Origin of the sequence: Pseudomonas sp. AO-1, from assembly GCF_019775695.1 — a bacterium.
Lineage (GTDB): Bacteria > Pseudomonadota > Gammaproteobacteria > Pseudomonadales > Pseudomonadaceae > Aquipseudomonas > Aquipseudomonas parakoreensis.
On the sequence record NZ_CP079947.1, the window covers coordinates 2,451,672 to 2,467,472 of the forward strand.

At 61.1% G+C, this 15,801-nt stretch carries 14 protein-coding genes; 7 read left to right on the forward strand and 7 right to left on the reverse strand.

From position 1 onward, the window contains the following. The first annotated feature begins 33 nt into the window (after positions 1 to 33). The gene (locus KVQ82_RS11450; protein WP_007961262.1) at positions 34 to 363 is read left to right on the forward strand and encodes a hypothetical protein; all 330 of its coding nucleotides are present in this window, start codon (positions 34 to 36) and stop codon (positions 361 to 363) included. 57 nt (positions 364 to 420) lie between these two features. Here the strand turns inward: KVQ82_RS11450 and KVQ82_RS11455 are convergent, their stop codons facing one another. Beyond that, the gene (locus KVQ82_RS11455; RefSeq protein WP_108183164.1) at positions 421 to 834 is read right to left on the reverse strand and encodes a VOC family protein; all 414 of its coding nucleotides are present in this window, start codon (positions 832 to 834) and stop codon (positions 421 to 423) included. A 203-nt stretch (positions 835 to 1,037) separates the two neighbouring features. On the opposite strand from KVQ82_RS11455, the gene KVQ82_RS11460 reads away from it, so the two are divergent. Next, positions 1,038 to 2,849: an ABC transporter ATP-binding protein gene (locus KVQ82_RS11460; protein WP_222018897.1), complete on the forward strand. Its 1,812-nt coding sequence runs from the start codon at positions 1,038 to 1,040 to the stop codon at positions 2,847 to 2,849. Here the strand turns inward: KVQ82_RS11460 and KVQ82_RS11465 are convergent. From KVQ82_RS11465 to KVQ82_RS11475, 3 genes are all read right to left on the reverse strand, one after another. Further along, a complete protein-coding gene (locus KVQ82_RS11465; protein WP_222018898.1) occupies positions 2,846 to 3,790 on the reverse strand; it encodes an alpha/beta hydrolase in 945 nt (314 codons plus the stop codon). The two genes, KVQ82_RS11460 and KVQ82_RS11465, sit on opposite strands and share 4 nt — an antisense overlap. Before the next feature lie 109 nt (positions 3,791 to 3,899). Then, complete coding sequence (locus tag KVQ82_RS11470; protein ID WP_222018899.1) at positions 3,900 to 4,898, reverse strand: NAD(P)H-quinone oxidoreductase; 999 nt, start codon at positions 4,896 to 4,898, stop codon at positions 3,900 to 3,902. Positions 4,899 to 4,959: 61 nt separating this feature from the next. Then, positions 4,960 to 6,150 carry a YbfB/YjiJ family MFS transporter gene (locus KVQ82_RS11475; protein ID WP_222018900.1) on the reverse strand — a complete coding sequence of 397 codons (1,191 nt, stop codon included), beginning with the start codon at positions 6,148 to 6,150 and terminating at the stop codon, positions 4,960 to 4,962. A gap of 110 nt (positions 6,151 to 6,260) precedes the next feature. Between KVQ82_RS11475 and KVQ82_RS11480 the strand changes: the two genes are divergently transcribed. Continuing rightward, positions 6,261 to 7,136, forward strand: coding sequence for a LysR family transcriptional regulator (locus KVQ82_RS11480; protein ID WP_198758496.1), 876 nt, complete (start codon positions 6,261 to 6,263; stop codon positions 7,134 to 7,136). Positions 7,137 to 7,382: 246 nt separating this feature from the next. Continuing rightward, positions 7,383 to 7,802: a hypothetical protein gene (locus KVQ82_RS11485; RefSeq protein WP_222018901.1), complete on the forward strand. Its 420-nt coding sequence runs from the start codon at positions 7,383 to 7,385 to the stop codon at positions 7,800 to 7,802. A 51-nt stretch (positions 7,803 to 7,853) separates the two neighbouring features. On the opposite strand, the gene KVQ82_RS11490 is transcribed toward KVQ82_RS11485, so the two are convergent. Then, the gene (locus tag KVQ82_RS11490) at positions 7,854 to 8,576 is read right to left on the reverse strand and encodes a pirin family protein (RefSeq protein WP_222018902.1); all 723 of its coding nucleotides are present in this window, start codon (positions 8,574 to 8,576) and stop codon (positions 7,854 to 7,856) included. Between the two features lie 209 nt (positions 8,577 to 8,785). Between KVQ82_RS11490 and KVQ82_RS11495 the strand changes: the two genes are divergently transcribed. Together KVQ82_RS11495 and KVQ82_RS11500 are read left to right on the forward strand one after the other, a co-directional pair. Next, positions 8,786 to 9,736: a GlxA family transcriptional regulator gene (locus KVQ82_RS11495; RefSeq protein WP_047293323.1), complete on the forward strand. Its 951-nt coding sequence runs from the start codon at positions 8,786 to 8,788 to the stop codon at positions 9,734 to 9,736. 160 nt (positions 9,737 to 9,896) lie between these two features. Next, positions 9,897 to 11,354 (forward strand): winged helix-turn-helix domain-containing protein, encoded by a 1,458-nt coding sequence (locus tag KVQ82_RS11500; RefSeq protein WP_222018903.1) that lies wholly within the window; start codon positions 9,897 to 9,899, stop codon positions 11,352 to 11,354. On the opposite strand, the gene KVQ82_RS11505 is transcribed toward KVQ82_RS11500, so the two are convergent. Together KVQ82_RS11505 and KVQ82_RS11510 are read right to left on the reverse strand one after the other, a co-directional pair. Further along, entirely contained in the window at positions 11,310 to 14,126 is a 2,817-nt protein-coding gene (locus KVQ82_RS11505) for a winged helix-turn-helix domain-containing protein (protein WP_222018904.1), read from the reverse strand. The two genes, KVQ82_RS11500 and KVQ82_RS11505, sit on opposite strands and share 45 nt — an antisense overlap. Before the next feature lie 134 nt (positions 14,127 to 14,260). After that, entirely contained in the window at positions 14,261 to 14,692 is a 432-nt protein-coding gene (locus KVQ82_RS11510; RefSeq protein WP_041066207.1) for a helix-turn-helix domain-containing protein, read from the reverse strand. A gap of 182 nt (positions 14,693 to 14,874) precedes the next feature. On the opposite strand from KVQ82_RS11510, the gene KVQ82_RS11515 reads away from it, so the two are divergent. Further along, entirely contained in the window at positions 14,875 to 15,798 is a 924-nt protein-coding gene (locus tag KVQ82_RS11515; protein WP_222018905.1) for a LysR substrate-binding domain-containing protein, read from the forward strand. The last annotated feature ends 3 nt before the right edge of the window (positions 15,799 to 15,801 follow it).

The following is a 15,801-nucleotide window of genomic DNA, read 5'->3' on the forward strand; positions in this document are numbered from 1 at the left end:
ACTCGCCTTTTTTCAAAAGGTTAGGTTGGCTATATGCGGACGATTGTCATAACCGTTGCAACGCTTTCCCTGGCTGCCTTTGCTTCGGCCATTGAAGCGAGGGAGTTGAGCAAGAGTCATCGTTTTGCCTGTACCTGGGGCTCGGACATCGCTGCCGGGGCGCAACAGTCGAAGCTCTCGGGGATCTCGTTGTATGGCGCGCGCAAGCAGTTGCAGGTGCGCAAGTTCCAGCAACCGTGGATGCGCATGACGGCGATGGGCATTACCGAGCAGACCTACAACAGCACTTCGAAGCTCAAGCCGGCGGCAGTCAAGCAGACCTATTACGAACAATGCGTGCGGCATGAGCTGGCCCAGCGATAAACCCAAAAGCCCAACCTGAAACGGTTGGGCTTTTTCATGCCTGACGATACGTCAGCGTCACTTGTCGCTCTCGCAATTGACCATCCAGGAGACCCCAAAGCGATCGACCAGCATGCCGAAACGGGCGGCCCAGAACGTCGCCTCGAGCGGCATGTCGACGCGCCCGTCCTTGGCCAGCGCATCAAACACTCGCTCGGCTTCGGCGATGCTGTCGACGTTGAGGGAGATCGAGCAACCGCTCATGCCGCCGGTTGGGCGGTCGGGCGTGGTGTCGGAGGCCATGATCATCTGGTCGCCGACTTTCAGGCAGGTGTGGATGACCAGGTTGTGGTGCTCTTTCGGTACGTGTTCGGCGGCGGGTGTTTCGCCGAAAGTCATCATCGCTTCGAGTTTGCCCTGCAAGGCTTGTTCGTAAAAAGTGAAGGCTTCGCGGCAGTTGCCGTTGAAGATCAGATAGGGATTGATTCGCATGGTTGCGCTCCTGGCAGTAGGCGCGGAGAGAGGCGATTTTCGCCAGGTTCCGCGAAAGGCGGTTAAAAACATAGCAGAGCTTTGGACGTCGTAACGGCCGGAGTTTTTCCAGATGTTTTTCTTCTGAAAACAGCGCGCTTCAGCACGGATAAACCCTGCGGAGTACCATGACACCCTGTACGACCTGTCGAGCTTGATTTGCCATGCCTTTGATTTCCCGCTTCAACGCCCTGTTCGATCAGGCCCGGCGCGCCTTGCTATTGGTTTGGGCGACATCACGCGGGTTGTTTCTGGGGCTGGTGCTGGCGACCCTGATTGCCGGTGTGCTGCCGGCGCTGGCCGCGTGGCTGGGGCAGCGTATTGTCGATGCGGTGGTGACCGCGATGCAGTTGCACGCGCAGCAGGGCGATGCCCCGCTGTGGCCGGTGTTGCGTTATGTCCTGTTGGAAGCGGGGGTATTGGCGTTATTGTCCGGCACGCAACGGGCATTGTCGGTCCAGCAGTCGCTACTACGGGTGCAGTTGGGGCAGAAGGTCAACACGCTGATTCTGGAAAAGGCCCAGACCCTGTCGCTGGTGCAGTTCGAGAACTCCGAGTTCTATGACAAGCTGGTGCGCGTACGCCGTGAAGCCTCGACTCGACCGCTGGCGTTGGTGATGAAGTCGCTGGGACTGATCCAGAACCTGATCATGCTGATCAGCTTTGGTGTGCTGCTGGTGCACTTTTCGCCGTGGGCACTGCTGTTGCTGGTGATCGGCGCGTTGCCGGTGTTCTTTGCCGAGGCACATTTTTCCGGCGATGCTTTCCGCTTGTTTACCCGCCGGGCCCCGGAAAGTCGGCAGCAAAATTACATCGAAACCTTGCTGTCCCACGAGGCCTATATCAAAGAGGTCAAGTTGTTCGGCTTTGCGCCGTTGCTGCTGCAGCGTTATCGGGACACGTTCGCCAAGCTCTATGCCGAGGATCGGCGCCTGACCTTGCGTCGCGATGGCTGGGGTTTTGGTCTCGGCTTGCTCGGCACCGGAGCGTTCTACCTGGCTTATGCGTGGGTGGTGATCGATGCCGTGCACGGCAATATCAGTCTCGGCCAAATGACCATGTACCTGGTGTTGTTCAAGCAGGGGCAGAGTGCGGTCAGCAGCAGCCTGAGTGCGATCAGCGGTTTGTACGAAGACGGTTTGTACCTGTCGAACCTTTACGAATACCTGGCTGAACCGGTGCTGGCCGATTCCGGTCATCTCACCGTCGGCGCGCACCCGGGTGATGGCCTGCGCTTTGAAAACGTTGGTTTTCGTTATCCGGGCGCCAATCGCGCGGCACTGGAAGGCATCGACCTGCACCTGGTGCCGGGCAGGAGCGTGGCGCTGGTGGGAGAGAACGGTTCAGGCAAGACCACCCTGATCAAACTGCTGACCCGCCTGTATCGGCCGGATCAAGGGCGCATCCTGCTTGATGGCAGTGACTTGCAGGATTGGGAAGAGACCACTTTGCGCCGGCGCATCGGCGTGATTTTCCAGGACTACATCCGCTATCAGTTCACCGTGGGTGAAAATATCGGCGTTGGCGATACCCTGGCGTTCAATGAAGAATCTCGCTGGAAGGCTGCGGCTACCGAAGGCATGGCTGCGCCGTTCATTGAAGGGCTCGACCGCGGCTACGCCACACAGTTGGGCCGCTGGTTTGCTGGCGGTCAGGAGTTGTCCGGTGGGCAATGGCAGAAGATTGCCTTGTCCCGGGCCTACATGCGCCGCGATGCCGATATCCTGATTCTCGACGAACCGACCTCGGCCCTGGATCCGGCAGCGGAAGCGGCAGTGTTCGAGCATTTCAGCCAGCACACCGAAGGTCGCATGACCCTGCTGATTTCCCATCGTTTTTCCAGTGTGCGCAACGCCGATCAGATCATTGTGCTGGAGGCCGGACGGATATTGGAGCAGGGCGGTCACGACAGCCTGATTGCCGGCAATGGACGCTACGCCAAACTGTTCGATCTGCAGGCTCGCGGCTATCGCTAGGAATCCTGTGCGTTGCGGGCCACTGCCGGCCCGGCCACGCGCGGCGCGGGTCTGGACTGCATCAGCGCATCGATCGCCTTGCGATAATTCTGTCCGCCCAGCGCCATGCTGTTGTTGTGGGTTGCGCCTGGCACCAGCAGCAGTCGTTTCGGTTGTCGGGCGGCGTTGAACAGTTGTTCGCTGAAGCGTGGCGGCACAAACGCGTCGGCCATGCCGTGCACCACCAACAGCGGCATGTGAATCTCGGCGATCTTGTCGATGGAGTCGAATTTCTGCGACAGCAGCCAGCGCACCGGCAGCGAGGTATTGGCCACGGCGGCGGCCACGTCGGCGAGCGAGGTGAAGGTCGACTCGATCACCAGCCCCTTGACCGGTAGCGGTGTATGGTCCCGCGCGGCGTCCTGGCCGAGCTCTGCCGCCAGATCAATGGCCACGGCACCGCCTAGCGAGTGACCGTAAATCAGGCGTTTATTCGGGTCTGGCTGCAGCAGTTTGAAATGTTCCCACGCCACACGGGCATCTTCGTACACGCTGCTTTCCGAAGGCAGATCGCCCTTGCTCTGGCCGAAACCGCGATAGTCGATGGCCAGTACCGAGTAGCCGGCCGCGCGCAATTGTTCGATGCGGAACAACTGCCCGGTGAGGTTCCAGCGCACGCCATGCAGATAGAGAATGGCCGGTGCATTGGCTTTTTCCGCCGGCCACCACCAGGCATGAATGTTCTCCCCGGCCCTGAAACTCCTGGGCTGCAGGTCGAGCTCCTGTACGCTGCCCGGCAGGCCGTGATACCAGCCGGCCGTGCCCGGTTCGATGCGAAACAGCAGTTTGCGCTCGGTGTGTTCGAGCACCGCACAACTCGTCGGCACGCCAATGATCAGCGCAGCCATGCAGGCGAACGCCAGACGGCGACGACGCAAACGGGTCATGAAGGACAGGAACATTAAACGGTTCACCACGGCGCAGACAAAGAAGGCTTTTTACCAGAAGGCTCGGTCTGCGCGTGAGTTTTTCGACCACCGTCTACTCGCAACGATTACAAAATGCAGCAGCTCAATCCACCCGCAGAACGATTTTGCCGATGTGGTCGCCACCTTCCATGCGCGCATGCGCCTGGGCCGCATCGTTCAGCGAATAAACCTTGTCGATGATCGGCAAGCAGCGTCCGGCGGTCAGCGCCGGCCACACGTGCTCGCGCAGTTGCTCGGCAATGTCGGCCTTTTCCTCTGCGGTGCGCGCTCGCAGCAATGAGCCAGTGATCACCGCACGCTTGGCCATGATCCCCAGCAGGTCGATGTCGTTGGCCTTGCCACCACCAAGAAAGCCCAGCATCACCAGCCGGCCATCCATCGCCAGCGCGCTGACATTTGCGTTGAGGTACGAGGCGCCCATGATGTCGAGAATCGCGTTCACCCCTTGGCCTGCAGTTTTTTCGGCGATGACCGTGGCGAAATCCTGTTCGCGATAATTGATCGGCTGCCCACCCAGTTTGCTGATTGCCGCGCATTTATCGGCACTGCCGGCGGTGGCAAAGGCTTCGATGCCGTACTCGCGGCACAGCATCAGCGCAGTGGTGCCGATGCCGCTGGTGCCACCGTGGATCAGCACGCGCTGACCACGTTGGGCGCTGCCGAGACCGAACAGGTTGGCCCACACGGTAAAGAACGTTTCGGGGATCGCGGCGGCCTGCACCCAGTCCAGACCTTCGGGGATCGGCAAGGTTTGCCCGGCCGGCACCGTGCAGTATTCAGCGTAACCGCCGCCGTTGGTCAGCGCGCAAACCTTGTCCCCCACGGCAAACTGACTGACACCGGCACCCAGCGTCACCACTTCGCCGGCCACTTCCAGACCGGGAATCGGATTCATGCCCGGCTTCATCGGGTATTTGCCTGCCCGTTGCAGGGCGTCGGGGCGATTGATCCCGGCGGCATGCACGCGAATCAGCACTTCACCGGCTGCGGCGACGGGCAGGGGCACACGCTTGGCTTGCAAGACTTCGGGGCCACCAGGTTGAGTGATTTCGATCCGGGTCATTTCGTTGGGCAAAGTCATGTCGATTCCTGTTGCTTGAGGTTCTGAAGATGGGAGCACAGCCCGCAGGCAATGATTCCCTTCAATTTTCACAGACGCGTGGTTCAGTCGCTGAGGGCAGCCATTTCAGGGCATGCTCCAACAAGATCGCCACGGCAATCGCCCCCGCGGCGATCACGAAGAGCATTGCGTGCTGACCGCCCGTGGCATTGAACAGCGCCGAATAGGCAAATCCGGCCAGCGCCTGAAACGTGGCAAACGATACGGTGGCGCGGCTCCAGGCGATTTGCTGGCGATGGTGATCAGGCACCAGTTCATGCACGCGAGCCAGGGCCAGCGGGACGATGCCGGGCGGGAATGAACCGATGATCACTGCCAGTACGGCCAACGCCATGAAGGAGTGGGAAACCGCCAGCAGTCCCAGCGCAATCGCCTGTACCAGCAATACCAGCCGAATCCCCATCCGCGCGCCAAGCCGATCCGCGAGAAAGCCGTAACTTATCGGGCCGACGATTGCCCCCAGGCCATACATCACCCAAACCAGTGCACCAATCTGCGCCCCGGCACCGAGCCCACGAGCGACGTAATCCACCAGAAACACCATGGCCGGCACCAGACCTGCGGCCATGAATGCGTATTGGCCGAACAGCAAATAGACGGCGGAGGGGATTGGTTCAACCGTCGCGCCTGCGTGAGTGGCGGTCGGGTGCGGGAGATCAGCAGGCCAGCCAAACCAGCTTATTGCGGTCAGCAACAGCGACAATCCGCCCAGACCCAACCTGGTGGCGTGCAGGCCCATATTCAACAAGGGCGGGACGAGGGTGCCGGAGGCTGCGATCCCCAGGCCGATGCCGAGAAAAATCGCACCGCTGGCCAGCCCTTTGCGGGATGCCGGCACATGGGGCAGTACAGTCGCCGCCACCAGCACCATAATTGCACCGCCGGTAATCCCCGACAGCAACCGCCAGCCAAAGAACCAGCTCACCGACAATGGAAATGCACAGGCAAAAAACGCCGCGGTGACCAGCAGCATCATCAGTCGCAGGGCGTTTTTATTGCCCAGTTGCCGCGCTAGCGGCCGGCCGAGCAGGGCGCCGATCAGATAGCCGACCAGATTGGCTGCGCCGAGGTACACCACGTCGTTGGCAGAAAACCACTGCGCCTGAATCAGCGAGGGAATAAGCGGTGTATAGGCAAAACGCGCCAGACCAATGCCGACCAGGCTGGCGCATAGCCCCGAGAAAATCGGTAACGCGGAGGTCGATGTACGCATGACAGCAATCCTGAGGGAGGTCTATGGCGCTCAGGATATCGGCTATCTTTGCTGCGGTAATGCAGCGATTTGGCTTTATAGTGATGCAAATTCGCATCGGGCGGGACAACATGAACTGGGATGATGCGCGGGTATTTCTCGCGGTATGCAGGGAGTCGACCTTACGCGGCGCAGCGCGGGTTCTGGGGGTGGATCAGGCGACCGTCGGGCGACGGATCACGGCGCTGGAGAAGTCCTTGAGCGCGACCTTGTTCCTGCGCACGTCCGACGGCTACGCACTGACCGCAGTCGGCGAAGCCGCGCTCAAAAGCGTGGAAAAAATGGAGCAGTCGGCGCTGGCGCTTGAGCGGCAGATTCAGGGCCTGGATGACCGTCTGACCGGCACCGTTCGCGTCAGCACCACCGATTCACTGGCCATCGACTTCCTGATCCCGGCCATTAGCCGCCTGCATGCGCAGCACCCGGACGTGCGCGTGCAACTGGACGCTTCCACGCAGATCCTTAGCCTGGCCAAGCGCGAGGCGGACATCGCTGTGCGCAATACCCGGCCTGACAATCCCGATCTGATCGCGCGGCGGATTGCGCGCTGGCCCGTGGGATTGTTCGCATCACAGACGTATATCGACGCCCATGGCATCCCGCCGCAGGGTACGGCGTTCGAAGGCCATGACCTGGTGGTCTACCAACCGTATTTGCAGACGCACAAGGACATGACACTGGTGTGCGAGCCGCTGCATCGCGGGCGTATCGTCGCCAGCCTGAGCTCCAGTCTGTTGGTCCGCCGCTCGATTGCGGCTGGTCTGGGCGTAGGAGAGATTCCGGTCTACATGGGCGAGCGCGATGGCCTGGTCAGGCTCTGGCCGGAACGCAATCGCCCGCAACCGTATGAGGTCTGGCTGGTGACCCATGCGGACTTACGTCACACCGCACGTGTCAGGGCGGTGATTGAGCAGATTGTCGAGGCGTTTGCACTGGAGAATGAGTAACGGCTCAAAGCGCTTTGGACAAGCTACATAGACTGACGAAACGCCCTACATTCAAAGCAGAACCAGCCGGCTTGTGGGCTTGGAGCGTCAGCCCTACTGTTGATGCAACTTGCAGCGCCAGGAAATCGGTGTGAGGGATGCGCCAGAACAGGTCGGTAACCCAGGGAAGGGATCGGATTGAAAGCCAGGGAATTCGAGCAATATCAAAGCACTGACACATTGAGCAGAGGTCGTAACGCACAAGCCATGAACGCTATCAGCCGTGAAGAATTCAACGCGAGGATCGAGACCATCGAGGCAAGAATGGATGCTCGCGTAGAGGGAGTGCACGCAGATATTCGAGAGTTCCTTAGCTCTCAGGCAGAGCGAGACAAGGCGATTGAGCGCATCCAGTTCGAGCGGGATAAACGTTACGACTCGATGATTCAAGGCATTGCCATCGAATCCAGAGAGGCGCTCAAAAAGGCGGGCACCGTGAATGCCAACGTCTGGATGGCAACGGCTGTGCATTTGTTTGGCGTGGTCAGCATTGTCGTGGGTGGTTATTTCGCCAGTCAGGCCAACCTGTATGTAGCGGTACAAACAACGTTGGCGGCGGTTCAGGCGGGCAAGGATGTCGGTGCAGCGAAGCCAGCCGAGCTGCCATCATCGGTGTTGCCAAAATAAAAAACGGCCTTCAATCGAAGGCCATTTTTGTTGCCATTGGAAACCCCTGCCTCATGGCATTTGTGGCAGCTCTTGCGGACGCAAGTCAAACACCAGTACTTCTGCATTCACGCCATTGCTCAGGGTCAACGCCTGTTCCTCGCGAACCCGCACGCCGTCACCTTCCTGCAGCGACTGGCCGTTGAGTTCAACACTGCCGCGAGCGACATGCACGTAGGCGTAACGGTTGGCCGACAGTTTCAGGGTGGCGCTTTCCTTGCCATCGAACAACCCGGCGTAAACCCGCGCATCCTGGCGCACTGTCAGCGAACCATCGCTACCGTCCGGCGAGATGATCAGTTGCAGGCGACCGCGTTTTTTCTGCGCGCTGAAGTGCTCCTGCTGGTAGCGCGGCTTTGCACCGGCCACTTCCGGCACGATCCAGATCTGCAGAAAGTGCACTGGCCGGGTGGCCGAATGGTTGAATTCGCTGTGGGCCACGCCACTGCCGGCGCTCATCAGTTGCACGTCACCGGGGCGGATCACCGAGCCGGTGCCCAAGGTGTCCTTATGCTCCAGCGCACCTTCAAGCACGTAGGAAAAGATCTCCATGTCGCGGTGCGGGTGCTGGCCGAAACCCTTGCCGGCCGCCACGCGGTCATCGTTGATCACCAGCAGGTCGGAAAAACCCTGTTCGCGCGGGTCGCGGTAGCTGGCGAAGGAAAAGGTGTGGAAGGACTTCAACCAGCCATGATTGGCGAGGCCGCGGTCGGAAGCTTTGCGAAGGGTCAGCATGATGAATTCTCCTTGCAGGACGTTGATTCGTCCGAGTGAGGAGAAGGTTACTGTTAATCGGATGAGGCAATAAGTAGATCGAAATTGAAATACTGTCCTGTTCAGGTTGACAGTTTTGTGGAGTCGATCACGCATTCTTTTCGCTGGATGTCACGCACTTGGCCATAATGCGGGTCTGTTCCTTCCCTTGATTTCAGTGATGTTCACCCATGAAAACCGTGGCAATGGTGCTGTTCCCCGACTTTCTCCTGCTCGACATGGCCGGCCCCATGGAGGTGTTTTCGGTCGCCAATCGCTACTTGAAACCTGAAGATCATTACCAACTGATCACCTTGGGCACCGAGCACGGGATGCTGCGGGCGTCCAATGGTGTGCAGGTGCAGACCGACCGCCATATTGACGACCCGGCCCAGGCCTTCGACTTGCTGCTGGTGCCGGGTGGACCGGGTGCCTACAACGAAAAACATCCGGCGCTGCTTGCCTGGTTGCAACGCTCGGTGGGGCAGTCCGGTTGCTACGGTTCGATCTGTACCGGGGCTTTTGTGCTCGGGCATGCCGGTCTGCTCGACGGTTATCGCGTGACCACTCACTGGAACTACACCGAACGTCTGATCAAGGCGTTCCCCAAGGCGCAGGTGGAAACCGACCAGATTTACACCGAAGACCGCAATCTGATTACCTCGGGAGGCGTGACCGCCGGCATCGATCTGGCATTGGCCGTGGTCGCCCGGGATCACGGGAAAAAGCTCGCTCAGGACGTGGCCAAGGTGCTGCTGGTGGTGATGAAACGTCAGGGCGGGCAAGCACAGTTCAGTCCGTTGATGGCCGCAGTGGCGCCACAGGAAACCGCGATCACCCGGGTGCAGAACCATGTGCTGGAGCATCTCGACGAAGCCTTTACCGTTGAGCGCATGGCGGGGCTGGCGAACATGAGTACCCGGCATTTTGCGCGGCTGTTTGCGCGGGATGTGAACATGACGCCGATGGAGTTTTTGCAAAACGCCCGGATCGATTGCGCGCGTAATCTGCTGGAAACCACTGAGCTGCCGTTGAAGACAGTGGCCTACAAAAGTGGTTTCGGCAGTGTGCGCCATATGCGTTTTCTGTTTGCGGAAAAGCTCGGCCTGACCCCGGCGCAATACCGCGAACAGTTCAGCTAGAGCGGTTGTGTCCGTCCGGTGCATCCGGATGTCCGTGTTGCGCCCTGTATGGAGGTTGTACCGTCACCTGCGCCTGCCAAGATAAACGGTAACGCTTGGAAGGGAGACGCGCTGAGCGCCGAGGGCATGCTGCCCGCGCGCGCTGGCGCTGGAAAACGGCATGAACAGCCACAAAGACTTACCCGCTGCATCGGTGTTGTATTTCGGGCCATACGCCTTTCATCTGCGCCAACGGCTGATCCTCGACGGGGATCGACCATTGCGCATGGGCGGCCGCGCCCTCGATATTTTGCAGGTGCTGGTCGAACACGCCGGTCGCGTGGTACGCAAGGAGCAGTTGATCGCCCGCGTGTGGCCGGACAGTGTGGTCGAAGAGATCAACCTGCGGGTGCACATCGCCGCGTTGCGCCGGGCGCTGGGTGATGGCGAGAAGGGCCAGCGCTACATCGTCAACGTGCCGCAATGTGGTTACAGCTTTATCGCGCCGGTGCACGGAGACAGCGTCGCGCAGGTCGTGTTCGACACCTTGCAGGCGCCGCAACAGAATCTGCCCGCTCGCCTGACTCCGGTCATCGGCCGCGATTCGCTGGTGGGCCGTCTGGTCCGACAAATGCCCCTGTGCCGCTTGATGACACTGACAGGCCCGGCCGGCATCGGCAAATCCACCGTGGCGCTGCGGGTGGCCGAATTGCTGTTGCAGCATTACCGCGACGGCGTCTGGTACATCGACCTGTCCATGCTCGGTGATGCGCCGTCACTGCTTGAACACCTGTTGCGCAGCCTTGACCTTTCGTTCGATACGTTAGCGTCGCGTCATGCCTTGCTGCTGCTGGATAACAGCGAGCGGTGTCGTGACTCATGCCGGGCATTGGTGGAGCGACTGCAACTGGCGGCGCCGCGGCTGGCGTTGCTGGTCACCAGTCGCGAACCGTTGCAGGCCAATCTGGAAACCCTGCAACCGATTGCGCCATTGACCTTTCCCAAGGCCTCGACACCGGCCAGTATCGATGAGCTCATGGGCTATTCGGCGGTGCAATTGCTGGTCAGCCGCGCGCGTGCCCGGCAGCACGATTTCAGCTTGCGCGAGCAGGATCTGCAAACCGTGTGCAGTCTCTGTCGTCGTCTCGACGGTTTGCCATTGGCCATTGAACTGGCGGCCGCGCAGATCGATGCGCTGGCGTTGGTAGGGCTGCAAGCGCAACTGGACAACGGCCTGCACCTGCTCAGGCATGGCCGCCGCACCGCGAAGCCAAGACATCAATCCATGAGCGCAGCGTTGGACTGGAGCTATCAGGATCTGCGGCCCTGCGAACGCCGGGTCTTGCAGCGCCTGTCGGTATTCAAGATGGCCTTCACCGAAGAGGCTGCGCTGCGGGTCATCGACGGTGGGCATCTGCGATCGGTGATCGAACGCCTGGCCGCCAAGTCATGGCTGACGGTGGAGCGCAGTGCAGACGTGGTGCGTTATCGAATGCTCAATCTTCTTCGCTGTTACGTCCGTGAACAGCCCGAAGCCAGCGTAGAACCGAGTGCTATCGCGTACCATCGTGCGCTGTACCGCAGGCCAAATCGATCAGCTGCGGGTGTGCAACTGTTCATGCAACGCGTCGAGCAGTAAGCGCACTTTGCGCAGGTCCGGCGTGGCATAGCCTTCGGTGAAGCGTTGATGGATCGGGGTCAGCAGCGCCAGTGCTTCGCGGTGGCGTGATTGGCGCTGCCACAGTTGGGCCAATGTTGTGGCGCTGCGCAGTTCCCAGGCCAGCGCGCCCTGGGCGCGGGCGATGGCGAGGGCGTTTTGCAGGAGGTGTTCTGCCTGTTCGCCAAGGCGTCCCTGCGGACAATCCGCCTCATCCGCCAATAACCGCTCAGCCTCGGCCCGCAACACCTCCGCCGTGCTCCAGCCAGCCGCGCCACTGTGTGCCCGCTCCAGCAACGCGTCATCGATATGGCGGGCATCGAGCGTGACCATCAGCTCCTTGATCAGCCCGTTATCCGCCGGCGCGTCGGGTGGGGCCAGGCGTTCATCGATCACCTGCGCATAGTGCCGTCCCCAGCGATAGAACAGCAGCACCGAGTGCTTTTGCGCCTGCTCCAGCAACAGTTGCAACAATTCGCGCGCAGTCCTGGCGTCGCCGTTGTAATGCGCAATCAGGCAGCTGGCCAATGCCAGGGTGTAGCAGATCGACGTACCGTGATTGATCTGCACGGCGATATCCAACGCCTGCCGGGCGGTGCGCCACGCCTGTTCGGGAAACCCCTGCAGCCACAACACCCGGGCGAGAATGGTCAACGAAGCCACGCTCTGGTCGTACTGCACGCCAAAGCCGTGGGTGAAGCGGTTGCGACAACCACTGTGGGCCATACGCTGAATCACTTGCTCGGCGTTGATCCGCGCGCGCGGCTGGTCGCCGGCAAAGTGCAGCGCCAGGACGCGCAAGCGGTGAATGCTCAATGACAGCAGCGGGTCGTCGTGGCCACCGAGGCGGTCGAACTGTTCGCTTTGCTGCAATGCCGCCTGGTAATGCCCGCAGCTGAGATTGACCGCCAGGTGGCCGGAAATGGCGCGCAATTGCGCGGCGACGTCGTGGTGCTGCTGCGCCAGTGCGTTAGCCTGAGTGAACGCTTCAATGGTTTCCGGCGAACCGCCGCAAGTGTGATAACAAGCGCTGCCGAGTGCCAGTTGCAAGGCTGTATGCAAGCGCGGACAGGGTTGGGCCGCGCTTTCGAGCAGGGTCAACGCCTGACGGACATGCGCGCCATATTCCTTGAGCAATGACAGCTCCTGCCACAACGCGGCCGACGTCGCGGTCAAACGGATGCCGAGAGGGCGCGCGCCGTTGCCGTGCAAACTCCAGTCGAGTGCAGCGCGCAGGTCTTCCAGACCTCGGGCATAGCGCTCGATCCATTGTGTGGTCGGAGTGTGTTCCCACTCGGTCTGCGCTTGCTCCATCAGCGTCAGATAGCGTTCGGCGTGGCGTTCGCGCAGGATTTCGCGTTCGCCGCTGAGTTCGAGTTTTTCCAGGGCGTAATGGCGGGTGGTGTCGAGCAGGCGATAAAACACTTCTTCATCACCGACTTCCACGTTCAGCAGCGATTTACCCACCAGTTGCGTGACCGATGCGAGCACCTGCGCGGGATCGATGTGTTGACCGACGATCACCGCCGCAGCCGAGGCCAGGCTGAAGCAGCCGCGAAACACCCCGAGGCGGCGCAGGCAAGTCTGCTCGCAAGGGGTGAGCAGATTGAAACTCCAGTCCAGCGTGGCGTGCAGCGTTTGATGCCGCGCATGGCGCTGGTGGTTGCCCGCCGCCAGCGGGTGCAAATGATCCTGCCATTGTTCCAGCAGGCCGCTCAGGCCCAGGGTTTCGACCTGCGCTGCCGCCAGTTCCAGAGCCAGTGGAATACCGTCCAGACGCCGGCAGATTTCCATCGCCAGTGGCAGCTCGGCGTCGCTCAGTTCAAAGCGTTCATGGGCGCCCATCGTTCGTTCGATGAACAGTTGCAAGGCCGCGAAAGTCATCGCCTGCTCGCGATCGAGACGGCTCGTCGCAGGCGGGCAATCGAGGGATTCCAGACGCTGCACGAACTCGCCCTCAGCGCGCAGACTTTCGCGGCTGGTGGCCAGAATATGGACCTGCGGCGCACCGCGCAAAAGGCTCTCGACGAGCAGCGCCACGGCATCGATGAGGTGCTCGCAGTTATCGATCACCAGCAGCATCTGCCGTTCGCGCAAATCGTTGATCACACTCGCCAATGGCGCGCCGTCGTGTACTGCCAGATCGAGCAGGGTCGCCAGTTGCGAGGCGATCAGCGCCGGGTCGTTGAGCGGCGCCAGATCCAGCAGGCGGATGCCATCGCGATAGCGTCCGAGCAACTGCTCGGCGACGCGCAGGGCGACGGTGGTCTTGCCGATCCCGCCGGGGCCGATGAGGGTGATGCAGCGCTGTCGCGGCAGTTGCTGCATCAAGCTGTCCACCAGTGACTGGCGCCCGATCATCCGGGTACGGCGCAGCGGCAGGTTATGGCGCCCGGGCGCCGCCTCCAGTAGCCGTTGTCCGTTGGCGTGCACCGTCAGTGGGGCTACGAAACTGTAGCCGCGCTGGGCCACGGTCACGATGTAGCGCTGACCGGCCTGACCGTCGCCCAGTGCCTTGCGCAGGGCGGCCATGTGCACCCGCAGATTGATGTCCTCGACGACGGTGTCCGCCCATACGCCGGCGAGCAGTTGCTGCTTGCTCACCACTTCCCCGGCATGCGCCAGCAGCATCAGCAGAATATCCATGGCGCGCCGTCCCAGCCGCAACGGCTGGTCACCTTCCATGACCAATCGTTGTCCGGTGTAAATCCGATAGGGGCCGAAGCCGATGGCCTGATTCGGGGAAAGACTCAACAGCGCACTCCTGCGGTGATGCGGCGATCCTGGCAGATGGACGCTGCGTGAAGACGCAGATCGTCGGCTACAAGGTATCGCAGCATATTCCTCAGGTTTGGCCATCAGTGCAACGCCGGGCTCCTGCGCAACGCTCAAAAGCTCAGATGCCGTGTCCGGGTGTCTTTGTCTTCACGCATGACCTGACAGCGCCAGGCAAACGGATTGATCCCTTCGCTGCGGGTGAACATGTGACAGAAATGTGCCTGATCACAGAAACCGCAATCCAGGCTGATCTGCGTCAGGCTCAGGTCGGTGTGGCGGATCAGCAGTTTGGCGCGAGCAATGCGTTGTTCGCGAATCCAGTCCTGCGGCGCGAGGCCGGTGCTGGCCTTGAACGCCCGGGAGAAATGGCTGCGCGACAATGAGCAGGCGCGTGCCAGCTCGGCCACTTCCAGGCTTTCTCCGAGGCGTTCGAGGATCAGTTGTTTGACCTGCCGCTCCCGTTGCGGGCTGAGGCCGCCGATAAGCGGCCGGGGCGTTTCGCTGGCAGGGGCGAGGGCGACGGATTGCTGTAGATGAGCCATGGCCGGTGTCCGTGTCGTGGAGGTGAAAAACAACGCTGCGCAGAGGCCTTCATTGTTAAGAAGGGACATGCCGGCTGACGAGTTAATCGTTGTTAATTCGCAGGCCTGACACGGATGCAAACCACCGTTGATCGGGTAAAGTGCTCGGCACTTGCGAACGGTCTTAGAAGGAATTGCAGCCCATGAACCGTAACGATCTGCGCCGTGTCGACATGAACCTGCTGGTGATTTTCGAAGCGCTGATGTTCGAAAAGAACCTGACCCGCGTCGCCGAAAAACTGTTCATGGGCCAGCCAGCGGTCAGTGCCGCGCTGGGGCGTTTGCGTGACCTGTTCGATGATCCGCTGCTGTTGCGCAACGGCCGCAGCATGGAGCCGACGGCGCGAGCGCTGGCGATCCTGCAGGAGCTGCAACCGGCGATGGATGTGATCTCCGGCGCGGTCAGCCGGGCCAAAGAGTTCGACCCGGCCAGCAGTTGCGACGTGTTCCGCATCGGCCTCTCGGACGACGCCGAGTTCGGTCTGTTTCCACCGCTGCTGCGCAACCTTCAGCAAGAAGCACCGGGTATCGTCGTGGTCGTACGCCGCGCCAACTATCTGCTGATGCCGGCACTGCTGGCTTCCGGGGAAATTTCGGTCGGGGTCAGCTACACCACCGATTTGCCGGCCAACGCCAAGCGCAAGAAACTGCGCGACATTCCCTGCAAGGTGCTGCGCGGCGACAACCGCCCGGGCCCGCTGACCCTCGACGAATACTGCGAGCGCCCGCACGCAATGGTGTCGTTCTCGGGGGATCTGAGCGGCAACATTGACGTGGACCTGGCCAAGGTTGGCCGGCGTCGGCGCGTGGTGCTCGGCGTGCCGCAGTTCAGCGGTTTGCGCGCCTTGCTCGCCGGCACTGAAATGATTGCCACCGTGCCGGACTATGCCGCGTGTGCGCTCGTCGAAGGTTGTGCGTTGCGGGCCGAGGATCCGCCATTTCCGATTGATGCGGCGCAACTGTCGATGGCGTGGAGCGGGGTGCATGACAACGACCCGGCGGAGCGCTGGCTGCGGTCGCGGATCAGCCAGTTCATGGCGGCGCCGCTGGATGTCCCTACGACCTAATTA

Coding starts and splice junctions, on each gene's coding strand:
- KVQ82_RS11510 (WP_041066207.1), bottom strand. CDS start 14,692: ATGGCTCATCTACAGCAATCCGTCGCCCTCGCCCCTGCCAGCGAAACG.
- KVQ82_RS11490 (WP_222018902.1), bottom strand. CDS start 8,576: ATGCTGACCCTTCGCAAAGCTTCCGACCGCGGCCTCGCCAATCATGGC.
- KVQ82_RS11500 (WP_222018903.1), top strand. CDS start 9,897: ATGAACAGCCACAAAGACTTACCCGCTGCATCGGTGTTGTATTTCGGG.
- KVQ82_RS11450 (WP_007961262.1), top strand. CDS start 34: ATGCGGACGATTGTCATAACCGTTGCAACGCTTTCCCTGGCTGCCTTT.
- KVQ82_RS11455 (WP_108183164.1), bottom strand. CDS start 834: ATGCGAATCAATCCCTATCTGATCTTCAACGGCAACTGCCGCGAAGCC.
- KVQ82_RS11475 (WP_222018900.1), bottom strand. CDS start 6,150: ATGCGTACATCGACCTCCGCGTTACCGATTTTCTCGGGGCTATGCGCC.
- KVQ82_RS11465 (WP_222018898.1), bottom strand. CDS start 3,790: ATGTTCCTGTCCTTCATGACCCGTTTGCGTCGTCGCCGTCTGGCGTTC.
- KVQ82_RS11460 (WP_222018897.1), top strand. CDS start 1,038: ATGCCTTTGATTTCCCGCTTCAACGCCCTGTTCGATCAGGCCCGGCGC.
- KVQ82_RS11480 (WP_198758496.1), top strand. CDS start 6,261: ATGAACTGGGATGATGCGCGGGTATTTCTCGCGGTATGCAGGGAGTCG.
- KVQ82_RS11485 (WP_222018901.1), top strand. CDS start 7,383: ATGAACGCTATCAGCCGTGAAGAATTCAACGCGAGGATCGAGACCATC.
- KVQ82_RS11470 (WP_222018899.1), bottom strand. CDS start 4,898: ATGACTTTGCCCAACGAAATGACCCGGATCGAAATCACTCAACCTGGT.
- KVQ82_RS11495 (WP_047293323.1), top strand. CDS start 8,786: ATGAAAACCGTGGCAATGGTGCTGTTCCCCGACTTTCTCCTGCTCGAC.
- KVQ82_RS11515 (WP_222018905.1), top strand. CDS start 14,875: ATGAACCGTAACGATCTGCGCCGTGTCGACATGAACCTGCTGGTGATT.